Below are 20,806 nucleotides of genomic sequence, written 5' to 3'. Positions count from 1 at the left end.
AAAATGGATGAATTACAGGACGTGCTAAAGCAGCACGCGATGATCATGAAGGCAACGACAGCTCTTTTCTACGGGATTTTAGTGTCGATTGCCATGAATTTTTTCTGGGAACCAGGGCATATCTATTCATCCGGCATCACCGGCTTGGCACAGCTGATCGGGACACTGACCAAAAACTGTCCCGTGCATTTGTCAACGGCTCTGATGCTGTTTGTTTTGAATATCCCGTTGTTTGTTTTGGGATGGAGACAGATTGGGCACAGGTTTACTCTGTTCACGATTTTGGCGGTTTTTTGCTCATCGGTCATGATTAAGGCAATCAATCCCGTTCCGTTAACAAAAGACCCGATCATCTGCGCAATTTTTGGCGCAACGATCAATGGGTTCGGAACCGGCTTGGCGCTTAAAAACGGAATTTCGACCGGTGGCTTGGATATTTTGGGGCTGACGATCAGAAAACATACCGGTAAAAGCATCGGAACGATCAATCTGATTTTCAATTTCTTCATCATCCTTGCCGCAGGGGAGGTTTTCGGCTGGCCTTATGCTTTTTATTCGGCACTCAGCATTTTTATCAATGCGCGCGTAATGGACATGGTTTACACAAAGCAGCAAAAGATGCAGGTCATGATTGTGACCACGAAGCCAAAGAGCGTAATTGACTGTATCCAAAATCGAATGCGTCGCGGAATAACGATCGTTCACGGTGCCGAAGGGGCATACAAGCATGATGAAAAAACGATTCTGTTTACGGTCATCTCGCGTTACGAACAGCCTGAATTGAGGAGAGCGATGATCGAATCGGATCCCGCTGCATTTGTCAGCATTGCAGACAACGTCCATATCATGGGACGTTTCTATGAACCAGAACCATGAGGTAAGCCAAATGAAACATGCATATTTGATCATGGCAGCAAATGAGTTCGAAGAAATCTTGGTCTTGCTCAAAGCGCTTGATTATGAAGACAACGCAATATTCTTGCATATTGACAAAAAGGCCGCGCTTTCTCCTTTGCAGCTGGAACGCTTCAAACAAAGGCTTTCAAAGGCTGATTTTTATCTGGCGCCGCGCAGGAAAGTCAGCTGGGGCGGACGCGACATGCTCGAATGCGAATTTTCGTTGTTCTCGTTTGCGCGCTCCGTTGGTCCGTTTGACTACTATCACTTGCTTTCCGGCAAGGACTTGCCGCTTTTGAGTCATAAACGGATCAATGAGTTTTTTGAAAAAAACAAGGGCAGGGAATTCGTCGAGTACAAACAGATCAGAGAGAAGGAAGTCTATCAAAGAGTTCAGGTCTGGCATGCATTTCCTAATGTTTCGGCATATCGTTCGGTCAAAAGCGCTCCGTTGAAACTGATGATTCGTGCTTATCGCAAGCTTGAGCGAACGTTGGCCAAGGCTTTGAAGCTTGATTTTTTTAAAAATACAGGGCTGAAGCTCGGTTTTGGTTCACAATGGCTCAGTCTGGACGATTTTGCCGTGGAACGCATTCTGAAAAAAGAAAAAAGCATTATGAAAGTTTTCAAGCATGCCATCGTAGCCGATGAGCTGTTTTTGCAGACGTTTATTTTAAATGATGAAGTTTTGAAAAAACGTCTGTATCGAGATGAAAAAGGACGTCCGGGAAATCTTCGTTTCATCAAGATTGATGAAAGAAAGAGCAGTCCGTGCGTTTGGGAAATTTCTGATCTGGAAACGCTTAAAAAGGCACGGAACGAGGGCTATCTTTTCTCGCGCAAGTTTGACGTCGCAGAAGATGATGAAATCGTTTCGTCAGTATTGAAAATGACAGCAGAGGAAGAGTATTTTTAAATGGAAAATGTTATTTTGTATTCGGTTTTGAGAAGTCTCAGAGCAAAAAATGATGCTGGTCCCAAGGCCAAAACCGATATTAACGAATTTTTGACTGAGGAAGGCTTTAAGGTCATGGATCTGGATTTGCCGGAAAAGCGTCTTGAAAAGTTCCTGTTCGTTCATTTGAAACTCAAACGACTTTTCAAGGGCAGACAATTTGACAACGTCATTTTGCAATACCCGTTTTACTCGGTCTTCTTGACGAAAAAAATCATTGAAAATGCCAAGAAAGTCACGCACGGAAAATTCCTGATCATGGTTCACGACGTTGAAACGCTGCGTGTTTATGACGGCAACAAGCAGTTTGAAAAAGATGAAATGGAAATCTTTAATTCTGCCGACGGTCTGATCGTGCACAATTCCAAAATGTCCGAATGGCTCAAACAACACGGCGTAACGGTTCCGATTACGATTTTGGGAATTTTTGATTATCGTAACGATTGCCCAAAAAATGACCGGTTCGAGTATCAAAAAAGTATTTGCTTTGCGGGAAATCTTGAAAAATCGACATTTTTGAAGAAGGTCAAGCTAAATAATGCCAAACTTGACGTTTATGGACCGTCTCCTGCTCAAGAATATCAAAAAGGCGTAACCTATTGCGGGGTATATACTCCTGACGATCTGCCGAATCATTTGAATGAAAACTTCGGCCTGATTTGGGACGGAGACGAAATGTCTGCTTGTACTGGGGTTTTCGGCAACTATATGCGTTACAACGCTCCGCACAAGACGTCGCTTTATCTGAGCTCCGGAATTCCGGTGATTATTTGGAAGGAAGCCGCAATGGCCGAATTCGTGTCTGAAAACGAAGTTGGAATCGCGATCGAAAATCTGAATGATTTGGACAATGTTTTGCAGAAAGTTGATGACGCAGGCTACAAGAAGATGAAGAGCAACGCCCTGAATTTGGCAGAGAGATTAAGACGCGGATCTTATGTCAAAGAGGCAGTCAGAAAGGCACTTGGTGATTAGATGAGACAAGTTGACGTAATCGTTCCGGTCTACAATGTTGAAAAATATCTGAAGCGCTGTTTGGAAAGTTTGATCAACCAGACGTTGTCTTCTGAAAAATACAGAGTGCTGCTTGTTGACGACGGCAGCACCGACGGTTCGCCGACCATCTGTCAAAAATATGCAGATGAGAATCCGAATCTGGTGGAGTATCTACCCAAAGCAAACGGCGGCTTGTCTGACGCAAGAAACTATGGATTGCAGCATGTCGATGCAAGTTACGTGCTGTTTATCGATTCGGATGATTACGTTGAGTCGGGAATGCTTGAGAGGATGCTTGAAAAAACCTGCAACGGTCAAAAGAAGGTCGTGGAATGCAATTTCTTTTGGCAGTATCAGGACAGAATGGCAAAAGACGTCGTGACGGGATATGATTCAATCGAAGATTACCTTGTCAAAGGACGCGTCGTCGCATGGAACAAACTGTATCGAACGGATTGGCTCAAGCAATGCGGAATTACGTTTCCGAAGGGGCTTTTTTATGAAGATCAGTGCTTTTTCTTTGAATTGATGCCGTTTCTTGAATCAATTGACGAAGTTGCGGTTGATGAGGTTTGCGAAGTTCATTACGTTCAAAGAAACGATTCGATTTCGTATCAAAATACGAGTCGTTTGGCCGATCTTTTCAAAATTTACGTAAGGATTCTGAATTTTCATGAAGAAAAGGGCTGGATCAAAACGTATCATGATGAACTTGAATATCGTTTCGTTCGCAACTTGTTGGGCAACGTCATGCTGAGAAAAATCAGACCGATCAAAGACGTAAAAGTAAAGCGCGACTTGGTTGTAAAAGTCATGGAATTTATTGATATTCATTTTAAAGGGTGGAAGAAGAATAAATATATAAAGTGGGATTCCCCGCAAAATATTTATTTGAAGACGTTCAATAAATTAATTATCAAAATGTTAATAATTTAAAAGGTATCTGTAACTCCTGTTTTAGCGGTATTTATAGGTACCTTTTTTGATGTGCTGATCAGCAGAATATTACGTAATTGTGAATTTAAAACGATTATCAGCAGCTTTTTCAAGCAGCTATGCAACTTTTATTTCGAATTTGCATCGATAATAAATTGAATATGGCATTTTTAACTAAAATATTCACTATAAAATTGTTATTTGCATTCACGTTTTCTTAACTTTGACTTGGCATAATAAGACTTGTAAAAAGATATGAGATTAATCGGGAGGTATTTGTTATGAATGTTTTAAAGAATACAAAGGCGCTCATCGCACTCTCGGTTGTAGTTGCTGCAATCGGAGGATCGCAAGTCTATGCATGTCGTGACACGTTTGCCGCACTCGCTCATGAAGAAACAGGGACGAAGAGCGTTGCTAAGAAAGAAACGTCTGAAAAAAAGGTCAGTCCTTCGGTTAAGAAGGAGTCAAGTTCTGAAAGCTCGGCAACTGAGACGTCATCTGTTTCCAAATCTTCAAGCAGCGTTGCTCAAAGTTCATCGGCTGCAAGCTCAAGCAGCGATGCCCAAAGTTCTTCTCAGGCAACGACGCAAGCTCAAACGGCAACGCAGCAATCTTCGCAAACGGCACAGAGTCAGACGTCATCGTCTCAGACGACGCGGACGCAGTCCCAGACGCAACAGTCTTCTTCGCAGCAACCGGCTCAAATGAGCGGATTTTGCCTGAACGGACATTCATATCCGATTAGAAGCTTCAGCGGTACGGGTTCTGTTCCGGCAGACGGCAACGTTTATGCTTGGACATCTCTTCCGAACTATTATTTGTTTGAAATGATGGGTGCGGCACACAGCCAGTTGGGCAGTCTGCACGTCGGCAGCGAAGTCGTCATCAACGGTCGCGTGCTTCATGTTTCTGAGATCATGTACGGCGTAAAAAATGACGGAACGGGCTTGGAAGTTGTTTCAAACAAGTTGGCACAACACAGTGCTGGTTGGCAAACGTGCGAACAGGCTTGCTACAATTCGACTTTGACCGTATGGTTCGCAGATTAGCAAAATTTTAAGTTAAATGTTAGAATGAATCCAGGAAGAAGGCTTCCTGGATTTTTTTACATGAAAGGCGGTTAAATAATGAAACTTGGATCGCATGTCAAAATGCGCGGCAAAGAGATGTTTCTTGGATCCGCAAAAGAAGCGGCATCGTATGGGGCAAATGCCATGATGATTTATACCGGTGCACCTCAAAACACTGTCAGAAAAGATCTGTCCTTGATGAAAATCGAAGAGGGAAAGAAGTATATGGAAGATCACGGCATCGAAGAAGTCGTCGTGCATGCGCCATATATCGTCAACCTTGGCAATAACAAGGATCAAAGCAAATATGAATTTGCAATCGAATTTTTGGCAAACGAACTCAAGCGGGCAGATGCGCTCGGAGCAAAACAGGTCACGCTTCATCCCGGAGCTCACGTTGGCCTTGGAGCAAAGGCTGCCATCGAAAACATTGCGCATGGTCTGGATGAAGCGCTGAAGGCGTCAAAAGACGTCAGCATTGCGTTGGAGACGATGGCGGGCAAAGGAACGGAAATTGGGCGAACGTTTGAAGAGTTGTCCGAAATCATTGAAAAATGCAGTGAAAACGACCGCCTGAGCGTTACATTCGATACTTGTCACGCAAACGATGCCGGCTATGACGTCAAAAACGGCTTTGACGATGTTTTGAGTGAATTTGATCAAATAATCGGTTTGAACAGGCTGAAAGTCGTTCATCTCAATGATTCAAAAAATGAATGCGGCGCACATAAAGATCGGCACGCAAACATCGGTTTTGGAACCATCGGCTTCGATTCTTTAAATTATATTGCGCATCATCCGCAGCTGGAAGACGTTCCCAAAATTATGGAAACGCCGTACGTCGGAGAAGACAAGAAGAATTCTTTTGCTCCTTACGCATATGAGATCGCAATGCTCAAAAACCAGGCATTTGATTCTAAGATGCTGGACAAGGTGAAAGACGGCCAGGGAATTTTGTAAGAAGTTGCGCATAAAAATATGTGTGTACCCAGAATGTTTGACACATATAAAAATTAACATTAGCCCATGGATGTCATTCTGGATTGAACGGGCATCATCCATTTTATTTTCTTTTGAATCAAAGTTGGCAGGATTTTTGCGTAAAAAAGAGGCTTTGAAAAAAAGTCTCTTTCCCACTTGAATTAAACGAAAAGCCGAACGAAGTCGGTCGGGTTACGATTGGTTTCGTCCGGCACTTTTAAATGCAGTGCCTGATAAATTAGCGGCCAAACTCTTAGTCAAATTTACCGCCAGACTCTTTTTGCTTATTTCCATCACGGAAAGCAATCGTCCTGAATGAGAAAAAACCGGATTAGATTTGCGATTGATTGCAAATCTAATCCGGTTTCTTGATTTGAGACAGAATTTTTCTCAGGCTCTCTTATAATTTATATTTAGGCACTTTCTTTCTTGCGTTTTTCAAACCATGACATGATTGGCATGATAGCTCCGGCTCCGAATAAGACACCGACTGATAAGAAGTTCAGAAACAATTGGTGATTCCAGGCCTTTGTCCCAAAGGCCAGATCTTGTGGCAGAAAGGACATCACGGCACAGATGAAGGAGAACAACATGCACCAAGTCCCAACAGCAATAGCGAGCTTTCGTCTTTTGATGAAGACAAAGACTGATGGAAATTTGTCCTGTTTGACTCGTACGGCGATGAAGGCTAAGAACAGCCAGCAGTTCTTGAAAGGAAAGACAATTCCGTTTAGGTTCAACAACCAATTGAAGACTGCGTTGATATCAGGCAAAGTCCCTGATAAAAGCAGCAAGAACAAGGTCAACCCGGTGGTCAAGACGTAGGAGTGAATAGGGCGATCGTTCTTATTGCGTTTGCGCATCCATTTTGGCATGAAGCGTTCAGCAGTATCGGCCGCCAAAACCCAACTGGTGGAGTCTAAGAAAACGGCTAACTGTGCCATCATATAGATAGCCTGGACAATAGCGAAAATGTACATCAAAACATTGCCCATACCCATGCGTTCACCTAAAAGCTGGAAGGCATAGTATGATCCGTTCATCTTCAAGTCGTGCGGGAGGTTGTTTGCATCAAAGAAGATGGACAAGGAGAAAGTTCCGAAGACCGTCAGAAAAGCTGTCATGAATGCGATTAGGTACATGGCCTTGCGGAAGTCGCGGTTAGGATTCTTCATCCGTTTCAGGTAAGGGGCAACCAATTCGGCTCCACAGACGGCAAACATCAAAAGCCCGGTGGTAGAGAAGTAAGATAACGAAAAGTCAGGGATAAATGCTTTAAGGTTGAAAGGTTGGGTGGCAATTTTGCCACCGTTTAATAGTGTCCAGCCTGTCATGACAACGAACAAGATGGTCATTCCGAACATGGCCCATCCGCCGATTGTGGCCATGACTTCAAGGGATTTCTTGATTATATTTTCCAGTAAAATAAAAACTAAAATAATAACAAAGGTCCATACGCCAAACCAAAAGCTTGACATTCGGCTAGATAAACTGGCATCCCCTAAAATCAGCCAACTGTAGGACACGATGGTTGAGTTGGCTACGTCGACAATGTAAGGCAGGCAGGCAGCCCAATACATCCAGGCCGTCCAGTAACCGGCAGCATCCGAATTCAGACTATGCCGAGCCCAAGATGCCAGTCCCCCTTCCTGGTGGCCGTTAAAAACCGAACCCAGGTGGGCAACGGAAAGTTCATAGGGAATAACGAAGAAAAACACCATAAAAATCCAGGTGAAAACAACAGACAACCCCTGGTTTTGCAAAGGGTATAAGATATCATCAAAACAGATGATGGTGACGAAGCCAATCATGGCAATGACAGGCCAGCTTATGTAGGATTTTTTCTCTCCTAGTTCTTGCATGATTTTTCTCTCTTTCTTATCAAATTTAAAAATAACACCAATGGTTTAAATCTTAACTATTTTTTAACCTTTTTGTCAAGGGAAAATACGATCGGAAAGGAATATTAACATTATCATATATAAGTTTGAATCCATTAACCTGGACCTTATCTCCGTCAAATTCGATGCATTTATTACGATAACAAACGAGAGGGAGCATGATGGACAGAATTTACGGAATCAGAATGGATTGTAAGCATTGTCTACGAAAACAGGCTGTTGTTTTTGCTTAAAAATATGACTCAGTTCGTTCAAATTATTTCTTGCAATCTGCCGGTCATAGAAATAACGCATAAAAATGCCCTCCTTACCAGTGGTCCGGTAAAGAAGGCACATCTTAAGATTCATGACGGCATTTTTATTCCTGGGGTTTCATTTTGAATCGGAACTGCATTTTAATTATGCGAAATCATTCTTCGTTTTCTTTGAGACTTTCCATGATGAGAGTTGCGGTTTCTTCAATCGACTTGTTGGCAACGTTGATAATCGGGCATCCGAGCTTTTTGTAAAGCTCCATGGCAAAATCAAGCTCGGCCTGAATATTGTCCATATTGGAATAAGTGGTGTCGGGATTCAAGCCGTAGGAAATCATGCGCTCCCTTCTGATGTTGTTCAAAATCGACGGATCATTGGTCAGACCGAAGATTTTATTTGGGTCAACCTGATAGATCTGATCAGGAATGCGGGTCTTAGGCACCAACGGAAGGTTGGCAACCTTATAGCCGTGGTTTGCGAGGAACAAGGACAACGGGGTTTTGGAAGTTCTCGAAACGCCCAAAAGGACGATGTCTGCTTTCAGGAAACCTGACGGATCTTTGCCGTCATCATAAGTCACGGCAAACTCAATGGCTTCAATGCGCTTGAAATATTCGTGATCCGTGTTGTGGTTGATGCCGGCCTCATGGAGCGGTTCGTCTCCGGTGCGCTCCGCCAAAATATCGATGATGCCGCTTAACGCATCGATGACTGCAAGATTGTTTTCTTTGCAGTAGTCATTTGCAAAAGCCGAAAGCTCACTATCTGAAAAAGTGTGCACGATAATCGCATTTTCACGTGTGGCTTTATGCAAAATACCCGTCAAAATCGAAATCGTTTTGATCAGCGGATAGCGATGAACTTTAAAATCTGCTTTCGGAAATTGAACGATGGCTGCTTGAGCGAGGTTGTTGCCCGTTTCACCAAGAGAATCGGAAATAATATAAACATTGATTGCGTTGTCATTTGACATAGGGGGTCTCTCCTTTCAGTAAACGCTTTCTTTAATTCTATTATACTATATTTGCCGGAAATATTCATCAAAATAAATGAATTTTGCTGAATAAACTAAGAAGTTGTTAAAGTTATATTGACGCGATATTCTCATTTATGTATAATGAAAAGGAACTGTTGATGTTTGTGATATTACAAAATAGACAATAAGACGGTTACATTTAAGCTCGGAGGGAGGGAAACAACCATGTCAAAGACAGTCGTTCGTAAAAACGAATCTCTTGATGACGCTCTTCGTCGCTTCAAACGTTCCGTTTCAAAAACAGGTACTTTGCAAGAATATCGGAAACGTGAATTTTACGAGAAGCCAAGTGTAAAACGTAAGAAAAAGTCCGAAGCAGCAAGAAAGCGCAAAAATAAGCGTCGTTTCTAGTTTCTAGAGGAGGCAGGTTGTGATGAGTTTATTGGATTCATTGCAAAAAGATATGGTTGCAGCCATGAAAGCCAAGGACAAGAATCGTTTGAAGACTGTTCGAATGCTTAAGGCTGCGGTTCAAAATGAGCAGATTAGCGTTGGACACGATTTGACTCCTGACGAGGAAGTCGGCGTGTTATCTCGTGAATTGAAGCAACGTAAGGATTCTCTTGAAGAATCGAAAGCTGCTGGACGTGACGATTCAGTCCAGGAACTTGAGGGCGAAATCGCAGTTGTGCAAGGCTATATGCCTGCTCAATTGAGCGCGGATGATGTAAGGGCCGTTGTTGAAGAAACGATCAAAGCGGTTGGAGCAACGTCTAAAGCCGATTTCGGCAAGGTCATGGGTGCCGTGATGCCAAAGCTCAAGGGCAAGGCTGACGGCAAGCTGATTAACGCCACGGTTAAGGAATTGCTCGGTTAACGAGCGTCCTGGAGTCAGGGAAGAAATTCCCTGGCTTTTTTTGTCTGCGGTTTGCTAAAATGGCTTACTGTAAGTATAATACATATAGGTGAGAATCATAATTCAAAGAAGCAACGGTCGCGTTGGTGTCTGGAAGATTCAGCGGCTTCATTTCCAGGCTGACGCTGCCGCGGCAAAAGGGGTGCTCTTATTTGTCAGAAGGAACCGTAATTGAAGAAGAATTTACGCTCGCTGATCCGCAGATGGCAGTTTCGCTTTTCGGAATCAATGATGCTTATTTGAAACTGATTGAAGAAGGAAAAAACGTTATCGTCAGCTCGTTCGGAAATCATGTCAAGATCAAAGGCAGTCAAGATGACGTTTCGGAAACGAAGGAAATTTTCGCACAGCTGGCTGAACTTTTGAAAAAGGGCGTTACGATCAGCAATGCTGACGTTGTTTCGGCGATGACGATGGCCGAAAAAGGAACGCTGGAGTATTTTCAAGACCTTTATACGGATACTTTGATCAGAGATCGCAAAGGCCGAAGCATCCGCGTGAAAAATTACAGTCAACGTCAATACGTTCAAGCGGTCAAGCATAACGATCTCGTCTTCGGAATCGGTCCTGCCGGCACGGGAAAGACGTATCTGGCCGTCGTAATGGCGGTTGCTGCATTAAAACGGCATGAAGTTGAACGTCTGGTACTGACGCGACCCGCAGTCGAGGCCGGGGAATCGCTTGGCTTTTTGCCGGGGGATCTGAAAGAAAAGGTTGATCCTTATCTGCGTCCGATTTACGATGCGTTGAATTCGATTCTTGGTGCGGAACATACTGAACGATTGATTGAGCGCGGAGTCATCGAAATTGCTCCTTTGGCTTATATGCGCGGACGGACGCTTGAGAATGCCTTCGTGATTTTGGATGAAGCGCAAAATACGACAAGGGCACAGATGAAGATGTTTTTGACGCGTCTTGGTTTTGGTTCGAAAATGATCGTTAACGGCGACAAGACACAAATCGATTTGCCTGCCGGACATAAGCAAAGCGGACTTGTCGATGCGGAGCACGTGTTAAGCAATCTTGCGCATATCGGTTTCGTTCATTTTGATGCTGCTGACGTCGTGCGGCATCCGGTGGTTTCGGAGATTATCAGTGCCTACGAAAAGAATAATAAAACAGAAAATGAGGACTAGCATCAATGGATTTGGAAATTTATGACGACACGAAGAATGTTCCAGAAGAAAAAATCAAGCTGATTGAAGATATTTTGAACTTTGCGGGCAGCTATCTCAAGCTTCCTGAAAATACAGAGATGTCGGTTACTTTGATGGATAATGAACATATTCATGAAATCAATAAAAAATATCGCGGAGTCGACAAGCCGACGGATGTCATCAGCTTTGCGATCGAAGAAGACGATCCCGACGAAGTTCCGATTATTTTGCCGGAAGATGAAGAGCTTGACATCCCCAAAAATATTGGCGACATCATGGTTTCGATGGACAAGGTTAAAGAACAGGCCGAATATTTGGGACATTCGGAGGATCGTGAACTTGGTTTTCTGGTTGTCCACGGATTTTTGCATTTGAACGGATACGACCACATGAAAGAAGAAGACGAAAGGGAAATGTTTGGTCTTCAACGAGAGATTCTTGACTCCTATGGGCTTACGAGATAGCAAAAAACGTTCAAAGTTCGTTAGCCGTTGGAAAAACCGTCACTTTGTCAGCTCTTTCAAATATGCGGTAGAGGGATTGGTGACAGCTTATCGTGAGGAACGCAATCTGCGTTTCCATGTTGGCTCAGTGATTTTGGTCGTAATCATGGGGTGTTTGTTCCATGTTTCGGCAAACGAGTGGCTTTGGCTTTTATTGAGCATCTTTTTTGTTTTGGCAAGTGAGGTCTGGAATACGGCGATTGAAAATGCCGTTGACCTCGCCAGTGAATATAAAAAGCATCCCCTGGCAAAAAAGGCCAAGGATACCGCTGCGGGCGGGGTGCTTTTGGCAGCCGTGTTTTCAATGATTGTCGGTGCGATTGTTTTTGTGCCGAAAATTTGGCAACTGCTGTTTTAGATTAATAAATGTGAGGAAGAAAATTTTTGAACAATAAATTTCATTCGGGCTTTATAGCCATATTAGGACGTCCCAATGTCGGAAAATCGACTTTTTTGAATCGAATCATCGGTCAAAAAATCGCCATCATGAGCGATAAAGCTCAAACTACACGCAACAAGATTCAAGGGATTTATACGACTGATGATGCTCAGATCGTTTTCATCGATACACCGGGCATTCATAAACCGCAAAGCCGTCTGGGCGATTTTATGGTCGAATCGGCTCTTTCGACGTTAAATGAGGTCGATGCGGTGATTTTCATGGTAAATGCAGAGCAAAAACGCGGCCGCGGCGATGATTTCATTATTGAGCGTCTCAAAAACGTCAAAAAACCGATTTATCTGGCAATCAACAAAATTGATCGGATACATCCTGATCACCTTTTGGAAGTGATGGACGACTACCGCGGAGCACTGGATTTTAAAGACGTTTTCCCGATTTCTGCGCTTCAGGGCAATAATTGTCAAGAGTTTATCGATACACTGATCAAAGACCTGCCTGAAGGTCCGCAATACTACCCGACGGATCAGGTTACGGATCATCCGGAAAGATTTATTGCCGGCGAACTCATCCGCGAAAAAGTCTTGGAACTCACGAGAGAAGAAGTTCCGCACTCGGTTGCGGTCGTTGTCGATCGTATCAAGCGTCGCGACGAGGGAAAAATTTTGATTCAGGCCACGATCATCGTTGAACGCGCGAGTCAAAAAGGCATCATTATCGGAAAGGGCGGCAAGATGCTCAAGACGATCGGAGTCAAGGCAAGAAAAGACATCGAGCTTATGATGGGCGACAAGGTTTATCTGGAACTTTGGGTCAAGGTCATGCCAAATTGGAAAGATCGCCAGATAGACTTGAGATCGCTCGGATACAAACAGGACGATTATTAATTTTTTGCGGAGTTGAAACGATGTTTTGGCTCCGCTGTTTTTAAAAGGAGGGGTCATCGTGGTTTTGCATCAGGGCGAAGAGTTTTCAGGCATCGTGGTTTCAAAAAGAGACTATAAGGAAAGGGATCTGCTTGTCAAAATTTTGACGAATCGCTATGGTTATAAGACCTTTTATATTCGCGGCGCTAAAAAACGCGGGTTCAGACTTGGCGCAATTATTTTGCCTTTTTCGCATGGACGCTATCTCGGAAGCATTAATGATGACGGTCTGTCATATCTTAGCACCGGAAAGGAAATTGATCAATATCAAAATATTTTTAACGATATCATGCTGAATGCCTATGCGTCATATGTTTTGGGGTTGGGTGAAGCCGCAATTAAAGATGACTGCATTTTGGCATCTCAGTGGTACAGGAAGATAGAACGAGCGCTGCAACTGATCGACCAGGGAGTTAATCCGTTGATTATCGTAAGCATCATGGAAATTCAGATGCTGGAACTTTTTGGCGTTGCTCCTGAATGGCGCTTTTGTGCGGTTTGCGGAAATCAGCGTTCTTCTTTTGACTATTCCGAAAGTTATGGAGGAATTCTTTGCAAAAATCATTGGCATCTTGATCCAAATCGGCTGCATCTTGACGAAAAAACGATGTACTTCTTACGCTATTTGTCTGATATTGACTTGGACGTTTTGAAAAGCGTCAATCTTAGCGAAAAAACGAGCATAAAAATCAAGCGGGCACTTGACGTGATCTATGACGATCAAGTCGGACTTTACGTTCCTGCCAAGAAATTTTTAAATGAGATGACTTCTTTTGACTTTGCTTTTGAAAAAGGACTTGACAAAACTGAATAATTAAACTATTCTAAGGTCAATCGAATAGAAAGACGTTGAGAAAAGAAGGTCGGCGACGTGTCATGCCAAGCGAGTCTGAGAAGGTGTGAGCAGATGATGACTGTCGTTTGATTGGCGCTTTTTGAGTCTTGACGAAATTAAGCTGCTAGGCAAAACTAGAAGTAGGGTGGAACCGCGATTTGCGAAAAGTCGTCCCTATGTGACCACAGGCGTCGCATAGGGACTTTTTTATGCGATTGAGCTGGTTGTTTTCGCAATAAATTTTTAGGAGGACTTTGCCTTATGGCTAAAAAATTAGCAATGCAAGATATTATTTTGACCTTGCAACAATTCTGGGCTAAGCAAGGCTGCATGCTCATGCAGGCTTACGACAATGAAAAGGGTGCCGGAACGATGAGCCCGTACACGTTTTTACGTGCAATCGGACCCGAACCGTGGAACGTTGCTTACGTTGAACCGTCACGTCGGCCGGCTGACGGACGTTATGGAGAAAATCCCAATCGTTTGTTCCAGCACCACCAATTTCAGGTAATCATGAAACCGAATCCTTCAAACATCCAGGATCTTTACTTGGATTCGCTCAAGGCTTTGGGAATCAATTCAAAGGAACACGATATTCGTTTTGTTGAGGACAACTGGGAAAACCCTTCAATGGGATGTGCCGGAGTAGGTTGGGAAGTTTGGCTTGACGGAATGGAAATCACTCAGTTTACTTATTTCCAACAGGTCGGAGGTTTGGAAGTTCGCCCCGTTGCCGTTGAAGTAACGTATGGACTTGAAAGACTTTCGTCTTACATTCAAGAAGTCAACTCGGTCTTTGATCTTGAATGGTCAGACGGCGTCAAATACGGCGACATCTTTAAAGAACCGGAATATGAGCATTCAAAATATGCTTTTGAAGAAAGCAATCAGGAAATGCTTTTGAAAATGTTTGATACGTATGAAACGGAAGCCAAAAAGCAGATTGCAAACGGCTTGGTTCACCCGGCTTATGATTATATCCTGAAATGCAGTCACACGTTCAATCTGTTGGATGCTCGCGGTGCGGTTTCGGTTACGGAGCGTGCCGGCTACCTTGCTCGAATTCGCAACATGGCTAAATCAGTCGCAAAAGCATTTATTGAAGAACGAAAGAAACTTGGCTTCCCGCTCATCAAAGATGAAAAACTTCGTCAAGAATTGTTGAAGGAGGATAAATAATGTCACAAAATTATTTGCTTGAGATTGGTCTGGAAGAAATTCCGGCACATGTCGTCACGCCAAGCATCAATCAGCTGGTTGAACGCATGACCTCCTTTTTAAAGGAAAATCGTCTCAGTTTCGATAAAATAGAAGCATACTCAACGCCGCGTCGTCTGGCTCTCAAGGTTATCGGTCTTGCCGACAAGCAAGAAGACATCGAGGAATTGGCTAAAGGTCCTGCAAAAAAGATTGCCTATGACAAAGACGGCAACTGGTCGAAAGCCGCCCAGGGATTCGCACGCGGACAAGGCGTGAGCGTCGATGAACTGTTCTTCCAAGAATTAAAGGGCGTTGAGTACGTCTACGTTAAAAAATTCATTGCCGGCAAGTCCGCAAAAGAAGTATTGACGTCTGTCAAAGAAGTCGTAATGGAGATGAAATTCCCGACAATGATGCGTTGGGGTTCAAATGATTTCGAATACGTTCGTCCGATTCGCTGGATCGTCTCATTGCTTAACGACGAGATCGTTCCCTTTAAGGTTTTGGATCTTGAAACTGGTCGAAAATCGCAAGGACACAGATTCCTGGGAAAAGAAGTCGAAGTAAAGAATGCGGATGCGTATCCTGAATGCTTAAAGCAGGAAATGGTTATTGCCGATGCCAAGGAACGCAAGGAAATCATCATGTCTCAAATCGACGAACTCGCCAAGAAGAATTCGTGGAACATTGTCGTTGATCCTGATCTTTTGGAAGAAGTCAACAATTTGGTCGAATATCCGACTGTTTTTGCAGGTTCTTTCGATGAAAAATATCTTTCGGTTCCTGATGCCGTTTTGATTACTTCAATGAAGGACAACCAAAGATATTTCTACGTTGAAGACTCTGACGGCAAACTTTTGCCGCACTTCGTTTCCGTAAGAAACGGAAACAGTGCTTATCTCGAAAACGTCGTTTCAGGCAATGAAAAAGTGTTGACGGCTCGTCTTGAAGATGCCAAGTTCTTCTATGAAGAAGATCAAAAGAAAACAATTTCAGACTATGTCGAACGACTGAAAAAAGTCATGTTCCATGATAAGATCGGAACGATTTATGAAAAAATGGAGCGTGTCGCTTTAATTGCGGCTTATCTTGGCAAGCATCTCGGACTCAGCAAAACACAGCTTGCGGATTTAAAACGTGCTGCAATGATCTACAAATTCGATCTTGTAACCGAAATGGTCGGCGAATTTTCTGAACTGCAGGGCGTGATGGGCGAGATCTACGCTTCCTTGTTCGGTGAGACGGATGCCGTTGCTTCAGCAATGCGTGAAGAATACATGCCGACGAGTTCTGAAGGAGATTTGCCGGAGTCGACGATTGGAGCAGTTCTTTCGATTGCCGATAAAGCAGACAGCATTCAAGCATTCTTTTCTGCAGGGATGATTCCGAGCGGTTCAAACGATCCGTATGCTTTGAGACGTCAAGCCCTTGGCATCGTGAGAATCGCGCTTGACAAAGGATGGAACCTGTCCGTTCCTTTGCTGCATGAGGCAATCATGTCCGCATTCAAAGAACGCGGAGATCTTTATGCAAACATCGATCCTGAAAAGAATTACGCAGGCGTTAAAGATTTCATGTTTGATCGCGTTGCTCAAATCATTGGTTCAAACAATGACGTCGGCCGAGATGCTTTGGAGGCTGCGCTTGCAAACAAAGACAATGAATTCGTTTCGGTCCTTGAAGCTGCAGAAACGCTGACAAAACATGCTTCAGATGATGATTTCAAGGAAACGATCGAAGCTTTGACGCGCGTTTCTCGTTTGGCGAAAAAGGCTGATTTTGAAGCTGCCTCGGTCGACGAATCGTTGTTTGAAAACGATTCGGAAAAGAAGTTGTATGATGCTTGCTCAAATGCTCAAAAAGGATATTGCTGCAAGTCATATGAGGACAAGTATCAAGCTTTGCATGGCTTGAAGGGTGCAATCAGCGAATATTTCGATGCAACGATGGTCATGGCTGATGATGAGAAAGTCAAGCACAATCGTTTGAGTCAGCTTGTTTTGCTTAGCAATCTGACAACTGCTTTCGGATCGCTCGAAGAATTAAACGTCAAATAATCAAGCTAAATAAGAGAGAATGGGTAAAATCCCGTTTCTTGCTTGAATTAATTAAATGCCGGACAAGGGCGGTCAGCTTAAGACTGTACTATGTCCTGTCAAGTATACAGTTCAAATATAAAATTTTAACTAACAAGATACGGCTTGATTGCGGAACTGTTCTGCGGTCAGGCCGTTTTTTGACGCATAGGCACGTTTCCTGTTGAAATAGTCTATTGCTCCCTGAACTAATGTTTCAAGCTCTTCAAGGTTGGCAGGCCGCGGATGATGATCCATCCAGATGTGCTTGAAATCGTTCCACCAGCGTTCCATAGGTGAATTCTCCCATGGATGCCCGGGATGAGACATACTGTGAACACATTTATTCTCTGTCAGATAATTATTGAAATCCATTGAACAGTATGCTGCTCCGCGGTCCGTATGAACCATCGGATGGGCGTCCGGCTCATATTCAAACGCCCGCTTAAAGGTGTCGATTACAGCCGACGATGTCTCTGTTTCCGAAATGTTGTAACTTAATGCATAACGGCCGTATAAGTCCAGAACAACATGCACTCTTGCCTTGTGACCGGAGTTGCCGTACTTGATTTCAGTAGTGTCAGTAACCCAGACTTCATTTTTTCCTTTCCTGTCGAACTGTCCCTTCAACAGGTTGTCATTGATGTATTCTTCGTGTCTCTTGATACGGTTGCGTTTCTTTCTTCTCACGTTGGATGTGATTCCGTTGCTTCTCATACAGTTGGTGACGCGGTTGATGCCGGCCTTGAAGTACAGCCTGTTTTCCGAGGCAAGCTGCGTGGTCATTCCCAGATATCCCAGAGTACCCTTGTGTTCCTTCTCCAGATCCATAATTGCTGAAAGAAGGTCTGACTGTTCCTGTTGGTTATTACTTGTTCCACGCTTGAGCCACTTATAGTATGCATCTCTGGTTATACCGACTGTTCTGCACAGTTCACTGATTGACCAGCCGTATTCCTCGTTCAGTTCCCTGATAGTCTTCTGCCTAATTCCTTTTTCGCCTCCCTGTTGCTTATTTCGACGAATTTTTTTGCGACGGCTATCTCCATTTCCTGCTGATGAAGTCTGGCCTCGAGAAGTTTGTTTTCCCTCTTCAACCGGTCCATTTCAGTGAGTTCTGATTCCGGTTTGGCCTTTCCCCTGCGGTCACGCAGCGATTCCGGATTGTTGCCGCTTCCGGTGTACTTCCGATACCATCCGTAGACCTGATTATAGCTGACATTGTAATGTTCAGCCGCCCAGTTGTAGTCAACATCGTGTCTTATCAGCTGTTCAATGATCTCCAGCCGTTCGTCAAAAGTTGTCTTTCTGCCCTTCATTCCTGAATCTCGCTTTCCGGATCTGTGATCCTCTAAGATAGATTCATTATACCTCATAATCCATTGACTTAGCTGGGTACGGCCTCTCAGCCCGTGGCTGATGGCGAACTCTTCAAGCTTCTCATCTGACTTCTGATATTCTTCAACCAGTGATGCCTTGTATTCACTGGAATATGTGTTATTTGAATGTGTGGGTTCCAGGCCCTGAATACCCTGATACTTATAGATGAGCTTCCAGGTTCTGATGGTATGGTCTGATATGGAATACAGCCTTGATGTTCTGGTGATTCCCAATGTTTCTGCTTCATGAATGATCATCAGCTTAAAATCAGCAGAATATTTCGATTTTTTTCCCATATGAAAATGCCCTCCAAGCATACAGCAAATTTTCTTTTTTACCTGTATACTTAAAGGACATTATAACCGTTTGTTAAAATAGCCGGGCTTTTTTGTGGTAGAATGAACTTTAATGAATGTTGGGGTGGTTTTTTGAAAAAAGTCAGATTAACGTCTTTTCAGATAATTATTCTTGGTTTTTTATGCCTGATACTTTTAGGTACGCTACTGCTGATGCTGCCGATTTCACAGGCAAACGGAAACGCGACGTCTTTTAAAGATGCCTTGTTTACGTCAACGTCGGCAACAAGCGTTACGGGTCTGGTCGTTAGGAATACGGCAACATACTGGAGCTTATTCGGAAAGTGCGTTATTTTATGTTTGATACAAATCGGAGGACTTGGCATCGTGACCGTCGCAATGGCATTTTCGCTGTTGGGTCGAAAAAAAATTGGTTTGATGCAACGAACGGTGATGCAAGAGTCGATTTCTGCTTTTTATGTCGGCGGAATCGTCAAGTTTACCTCTTTTATCATTAGAACGGTCGTTTGTTGCGAGCTTTTAGGGGCTTTGCTGATGCTGCCGGTATTTTGGCATCAGTTTGGCGGGATTCACGGTATTTTTTATGCGGTTTTTCATTCGATCTCTGCATTTTGCAATGCCGGTTTTGATCTTTTTGGAAGAACGCATCCTTATGCGTCATTGGCGAGATACGTCGATAATTTGCCAATCAACCTTGTAATTATGAGTTTGATTTTGATTGGCGGACTAGGTTTTCGCACGTGGGAAGACGTTCGCCAAAACAAGCAGCATTTTTCGCGCTACTGTTTGCAATCAAAGCTTGTTTTGGCCACAACTGCTATTTTAATCATTATTCCGTTTTTATATTTCTTTTTTGCCGAATTCGGCCACTATCCGTTAAAGGAACGAATTTTGGCAGCCCTTTTTACGACCGTCAGCCCGAGAACTGCGGGGTTTAATACGGTCGACTTGAATAGATTGAGCGATGATGGTGTCGTGATGAATATTATGCTGATGCTGATTGGAGGAGCTACGGGATCCACTGCGGGTGGGATGAAACTGACGACGGTTGCTGTTTTGGCAATTTCTGCACATTCTGTTTTGCATCGTAAAAAAGACGCCACTGCATTTGGCAGAAGGATCGGAACCGGCGTAATTTTTGATGCGGCAGCAATTTTCAGTTTATATTTTGTAACTTGCGTCATCAGCGCAATGGCTATCAGTGCGATTGAAGGACTTCCTTTTTTGAAATGCATGTTTGAGACCGCCTCTGCAGTGGCTACCGTTGGATTGACTCTTGGAATCACGCCGCATTTAAGCACGCTTTCGCAGTTGATTTTGATTGTTTTGATGTTTATGGGGAGAGTCGGAGGAATGACGCTCGTTTTTGCGACGATTGCAAGAAGGCACGTCGTAGATCCGCTTAAACCGGAAGAAAAAGTTCAAGTTGGATAAAGACAGGAGGAAGATTTTTTGAAATCAGTTTTAATCGTTGGAGCAGGTCGTTTTGGAAGACATATGGCGCAAAAGCTGAATCAGCTTGGTCATCAGGTAATGATCGTTGACGGTGACGAAGAAAGGGTCAGAGTGGCACTTCCTTACGCTACGCGTGGGTTGATTGGAGATACGACAAGTCCGGAATTTATGAAAACGCTTGGCGTAAATGATTATGATCTGTGCGTTGTCGCAATCGGTGATGATTTTCAAAGTTCGCTTGAAACGACGCTGTTATTAAAGGAATTAGGCGCAAAAAAGGTTGTTTCAAGAGCCGCACGCGGGATTCATGCCAAATTTTTGCTGCGAAACGGTGCGGATGAAGTCGTTTATCCCGAAAAAGAACTTGCCGAATGGTCCGCAATCAGATATATTTCTGATCATATTTTTGATTACATCAAACTTGATGACGAGAATTCGATTTTTGAGATTGACGTTCCTAAAGCTTGGCTGTACAAAACGCTGTCCGATTTGAACATCAGGAGGAAGTACAAAATGAACGTTGTTGGCTATCGCAAAAATGGACAACTTTCGATGAATGTTGATCCGTATATAACGTTGGAAGAAGATATCAGATTGTTTGTAACGGGGACGCCAAAAACAATCCAAAAATTGTTTAAAGATTGAAATTTATTTTTAAGTAGAGTATTATGG

At 43.5% G+C, this 20,806-nt stretch carries 21 protein-coding genes; 17 read left to right on the top strand and 4 right to left on the bottom strand.

What is annotated here, in order from left to right:
* The first annotated feature begins 3 nt into the window (after nt 1-3).
* The 6 genes from LRC_RS06090 (at nt 4) to LRC_RS06065 (ending at nt 5,817) form a co-directional block, all read left to right on the top strand.
* Nucleotides 4-876 (top strand): YitT family protein, encoded by an 873-nt coding sequence (locus LRC_RS06090; protein ID WP_014073614.1) that lies wholly within the window; start codon nt 4-6, stop codon nt 874-876.
* A 10-nt stretch (nt 877-886) separates the two neighbouring features.
* On the top strand, nt 887-1,813 hold the full coding sequence (locus LRC_RS06085) for a beta-1,6-N-acetylglucosaminyltransferase (RefSeq protein WP_014073613.1): 927 nt from the start codon (nt 887-889) through the stop codon (nt 1,811-1,813).
* On the top strand, nt 1,814-2,827 hold the full coding sequence (locus tag LRC_RS06080; protein WP_014073612.1) for a glycosyltransferase: 1,014 nt from the start codon (nt 1,814-1,816) through the stop codon (nt 2,825-2,827).
* On the top strand, nt 2,828-3,784 hold the full coding sequence (locus LRC_RS06075) for a glycosyltransferase family 2 protein (RefSeq protein ID WP_014073611.1): 957 nt from the start codon (nt 2,828-2,830) through the stop codon (nt 3,782-3,784).
* A 281-nt stretch (nt 3,785-4,065) separates the two neighbouring features.
* A complete protein-coding gene (locus LRC_RS06070; protein ID WP_014073610.1) occupies nt 4,066-4,836 on the top strand; it encodes a hypothetical protein in 771 nt (256 codons plus the stop codon).
* Nucleotides 4,837-4,914: 78 nt separating this feature from the next.
* Nucleotides 4,915-5,817, top strand: coding sequence for a deoxyribonuclease IV (locus LRC_RS06065; RefSeq protein ID WP_014073609.1), 903 nt, complete (start codon nt 4,915-4,917; stop codon nt 5,815-5,817).
* A gap of 434 nt (nt 5,818-6,251) precedes the next feature.
* On the opposite strand, the gene LRC_RS06060 is transcribed toward LRC_RS06065, so the two are convergent.
* Together LRC_RS06060 and LRC_RS06055 are read right to left on the bottom strand one after the other, a co-directional pair.
* Entirely contained in the window at nt 6,252-7,700 is a 1,449-nt protein-coding gene (locus tag LRC_RS06060) for an APC family permease (RefSeq protein ID WP_014073608.1), read from the bottom strand.
* Nucleotides 7,701-8,148: 448 nt separating this feature from the next.
* The gene (locus tag LRC_RS06055; RefSeq protein WP_014073607.1) at nt 8,149-8,967 is read right to left on the bottom strand and encodes a pyruvate, water dikinase regulatory protein; all 819 of its coding nucleotides are present in this window, start codon (nt 8,965-8,967) and stop codon (nt 8,149-8,151) included.
* A gap of 228 nt (nt 8,968-9,195) precedes the next feature.
* Between LRC_RS06055 and rpsU the strand changes: the two genes are divergently transcribed.
* The 9 genes from rpsU to glyS all read left to right on the top strand — a co-directional run bounded on the left by rpsU (nt 9,196) and on the right by glyS (nt 16,964).
* Nucleotides 9,196-9,381, top strand: a complete 186-nt coding sequence (rpsU, locus tag LRC_RS06050; RefSeq protein ID WP_003694124.1) for a 30S ribosomal protein S21 — start codon at nt 9,196-9,198, stop codon at nt 9,379-9,381.
* Nucleotides 9,382-9,403: 22 nt separating this feature from the next.
* Nucleotides 9,404-9,847: a GatB/YqeY domain-containing protein gene (locus LRC_RS06045; protein ID WP_041820003.1), complete on the top strand. Its 444-nt coding sequence runs from the start codon at nt 9,404-9,406 to the stop codon at nt 9,845-9,847.
* Nucleotides 9,848-10,038: 191 nt separating this feature from the next.
* Nucleotides 10,039-11,022, top strand: a complete 984-nt coding sequence (locus LRC_RS06040) for a PhoH family protein (RefSeq protein WP_014073605.1) — start codon at nt 10,039-10,041, stop codon at nt 11,020-11,022.
* A 5-nt stretch (nt 11,023-11,027) separates the two neighbouring features.
* Entirely contained in the window at nt 11,028-11,507 is a 480-nt protein-coding gene (gene ybeY / locus LRC_RS06035; protein ID WP_014073604.1) for an rRNA maturation RNase YbeY, read from the top strand.
* Nucleotides 11,491-11,904: a diacylglycerol kinase family protein gene (locus LRC_RS06030; RefSeq protein WP_014073603.1), complete on the top strand. Its 414-nt coding sequence runs from the start codon at nt 11,491-11,493 to the stop codon at nt 11,902-11,904. The genes ybeY and LRC_RS06030 overlap by 17 nt, the downstream gene beginning before the upstream one ends.
* Nucleotides 11,905-11,930: 26 nt before the next feature.
* Entirely contained in the window at nt 11,931-12,833 is a 903-nt protein-coding gene (era, locus tag LRC_RS06025; RefSeq protein ID WP_014073602.1) for a GTPase Era, read from the top strand.
* 58 nt (nt 12,834-12,891) lie between these two features.
* Nucleotides 12,892-13,686 (top strand): DNA repair protein RecO, encoded by a 795-nt coding sequence (recO, locus tag LRC_RS06020; protein ID WP_014073601.1) that lies wholly within the window; start codon nt 12,892-12,894, stop codon nt 13,684-13,686.
* Nucleotides 13,687-13,968: 282 nt separating this feature from the next.
* Nucleotides 13,969-14,886, top strand: a complete 918-nt coding sequence (glyQ, locus tag LRC_RS06015; RefSeq protein ID WP_014073600.1) for a glycine--tRNA ligase subunit alpha — start codon at nt 13,969-13,971, stop codon at nt 14,884-14,886.
* Nucleotides 14,886-16,964: a glycine--tRNA ligase subunit beta gene (gene glyS, locus LRC_RS06010; RefSeq protein WP_014073599.1), complete on the top strand. Its 2,079-nt coding sequence runs from the start codon at nt 14,886-14,888 to the stop codon at nt 16,962-16,964. The genes glyQ and glyS overlap by 1 nt, the downstream gene beginning before the upstream one ends.
* Before the next feature lie 129 nt (nt 16,965-17,093).
* Here the strand turns inward: glyS and LRC_RS06005 are convergent, their stop codons facing one another.
* Together LRC_RS06005 and LRC_RS06000 are read right to left on the bottom strand one after the other, a co-directional pair.
* Nucleotides 17,094-17,915, bottom strand: a complete 822-nt coding sequence (locus tag LRC_RS06005) for an IS3 family transposase (protein ID WP_041820002.1) — start codon at nt 17,913-17,915, stop codon at nt 17,094-17,096.
* A gap of 29 nt (nt 17,916-17,944) precedes the next feature.
* Complete coding sequence (locus LRC_RS06000; RefSeq protein WP_014073597.1) at nt 17,945-18,658, bottom strand: helix-turn-helix domain-containing protein; 714 nt, start codon at nt 18,656-18,658, stop codon at nt 17,945-17,947.
* A gap of 132 nt (nt 18,659-18,790) precedes the next feature.
* On the opposite strand from LRC_RS06000, the gene LRC_RS05995 reads away from it, so the two are divergent.
* Both LRC_RS05995 and LRC_RS05990 read left to right on the top strand, forming a co-directional pair.
* Entirely contained in the window at nt 18,791-20,113 is a 1,323-nt protein-coding gene (locus tag LRC_RS05995; protein WP_241531261.1) for a TrkH family potassium uptake protein, read from the top strand.
* A gap of 18 nt (nt 20,114-20,131) precedes the next feature.
* Complete coding sequence (locus LRC_RS05990; RefSeq protein ID WP_014073595.1) at nt 20,132-20,779, top strand: potassium channel family protein; 648 nt, start codon at nt 20,132-20,134, stop codon at nt 20,777-20,779.
* Nucleotides 20,780-20,806 lie beyond the last annotated feature (27 nt).

Source organism: Ligilactobacillus ruminis ATCC 27782, from assembly GCF_000224985.1.
GTDB lineage: Bacteria > Bacillota > Bacilli > Lactobacillales > Lactobacillaceae > Ligilactobacillus > Ligilactobacillus ruminis.
The sequence above is the reverse complement of the archived record's forward strand: the minus strand, read 5'-3'. Positions and strand labels throughout refer to the sequence as shown.

What these genes read in the sequence shown, in the direction of transcription:
- LRC_RS06090 (WP_014073614.1), top strand. Translation starts at nt 4, where the DNA reads ATGGATGAATTACAGGACGTGCTAAAGCAGCACGCGATGATCATGAAG.
- LRC_RS06085 (WP_014073613.1), top strand. Translation starts at nt 887, where the DNA reads ATGAAACATGCATATTTGATCATGGCAGCAAATGAGTTCGAAGAAATC.
- LRC_RS06080 (WP_014073612.1), top strand. Translation starts at nt 1,814, where the DNA reads ATGGAAAATGTTATTTTGTATTCGGTTTTGAGAAGTCTCAGAGCAAAA.
- LRC_RS06075 (WP_014073611.1), top strand. Translation starts at nt 2,828, where the DNA reads ATGAGACAAGTTGACGTAATCGTTCCGGTCTACAATGTTGAAAAATAT.
- LRC_RS06070 (WP_014073610.1), top strand. Translation starts at nt 4,066, where the DNA reads ATGAATGTTTTAAAGAATACAAAGGCGCTCATCGCACTCTCGGTTGTA.
- LRC_RS06065 (WP_014073609.1), top strand. Translation starts at nt 4,915, where the DNA reads ATGAAACTTGGATCGCATGTCAAAATGCGCGGCAAAGAGATGTTTCTT.
- LRC_RS06060 (WP_014073608.1), bottom strand. Translation starts at nt 7,700, where the DNA reads ATGCAAGAACTAGGAGAGAAAAAATCCTACATAAGCTGGCCTGTCATT.
- LRC_RS06055 (WP_014073607.1), bottom strand. Translation starts at nt 8,967, where the DNA reads ATGTCAAATGACAACGCAATCAATGTTTATATTATTTCCGATTCTCTT.
- rpsU (WP_003694124.1), top strand. Translation starts at nt 9,196, where the DNA reads ATGTCAAAGACAGTCGTTCGTAAAAACGAATCTCTTGATGACGCTCTT.
- LRC_RS06045 (WP_041820003.1), top strand. Translation starts at nt 9,404, where the DNA reads ATGAGTTTATTGGATTCATTGCAAAAAGATATGGTTGCAGCCATGAAA.
- ybeY (WP_014073604.1), top strand. Translation starts at nt 11,028, where the DNA reads ATGGATTTGGAAATTTATGACGACACGAAGAATGTTCCAGAAGAAAAA.
- LRC_RS06030 (WP_014073603.1), top strand. Translation starts at nt 11,491, where the DNA reads ATGGGCTTACGAGATAGCAAAAAACGTTCAAAGTTCGTTAGCCGTTGG.
- glyQ (WP_014073600.1), top strand. Translation starts at nt 13,969, where the DNA reads ATGGCTAAAAAATTAGCAATGCAAGATATTATTTTGACCTTGCAACAA.
- glyS (WP_014073599.1), top strand. Translation starts at nt 14,886, where the DNA reads ATGTCACAAAATTATTTGCTTGAGATTGGTCTGGAAGAAATTCCGGCA.
- LRC_RS06000 (WP_014073597.1), bottom strand. Translation starts at nt 18,658, where the DNA reads ATGGGAAAAAAATCGAAATATTCTGCTGATTTTAAGCTGATGATCATT.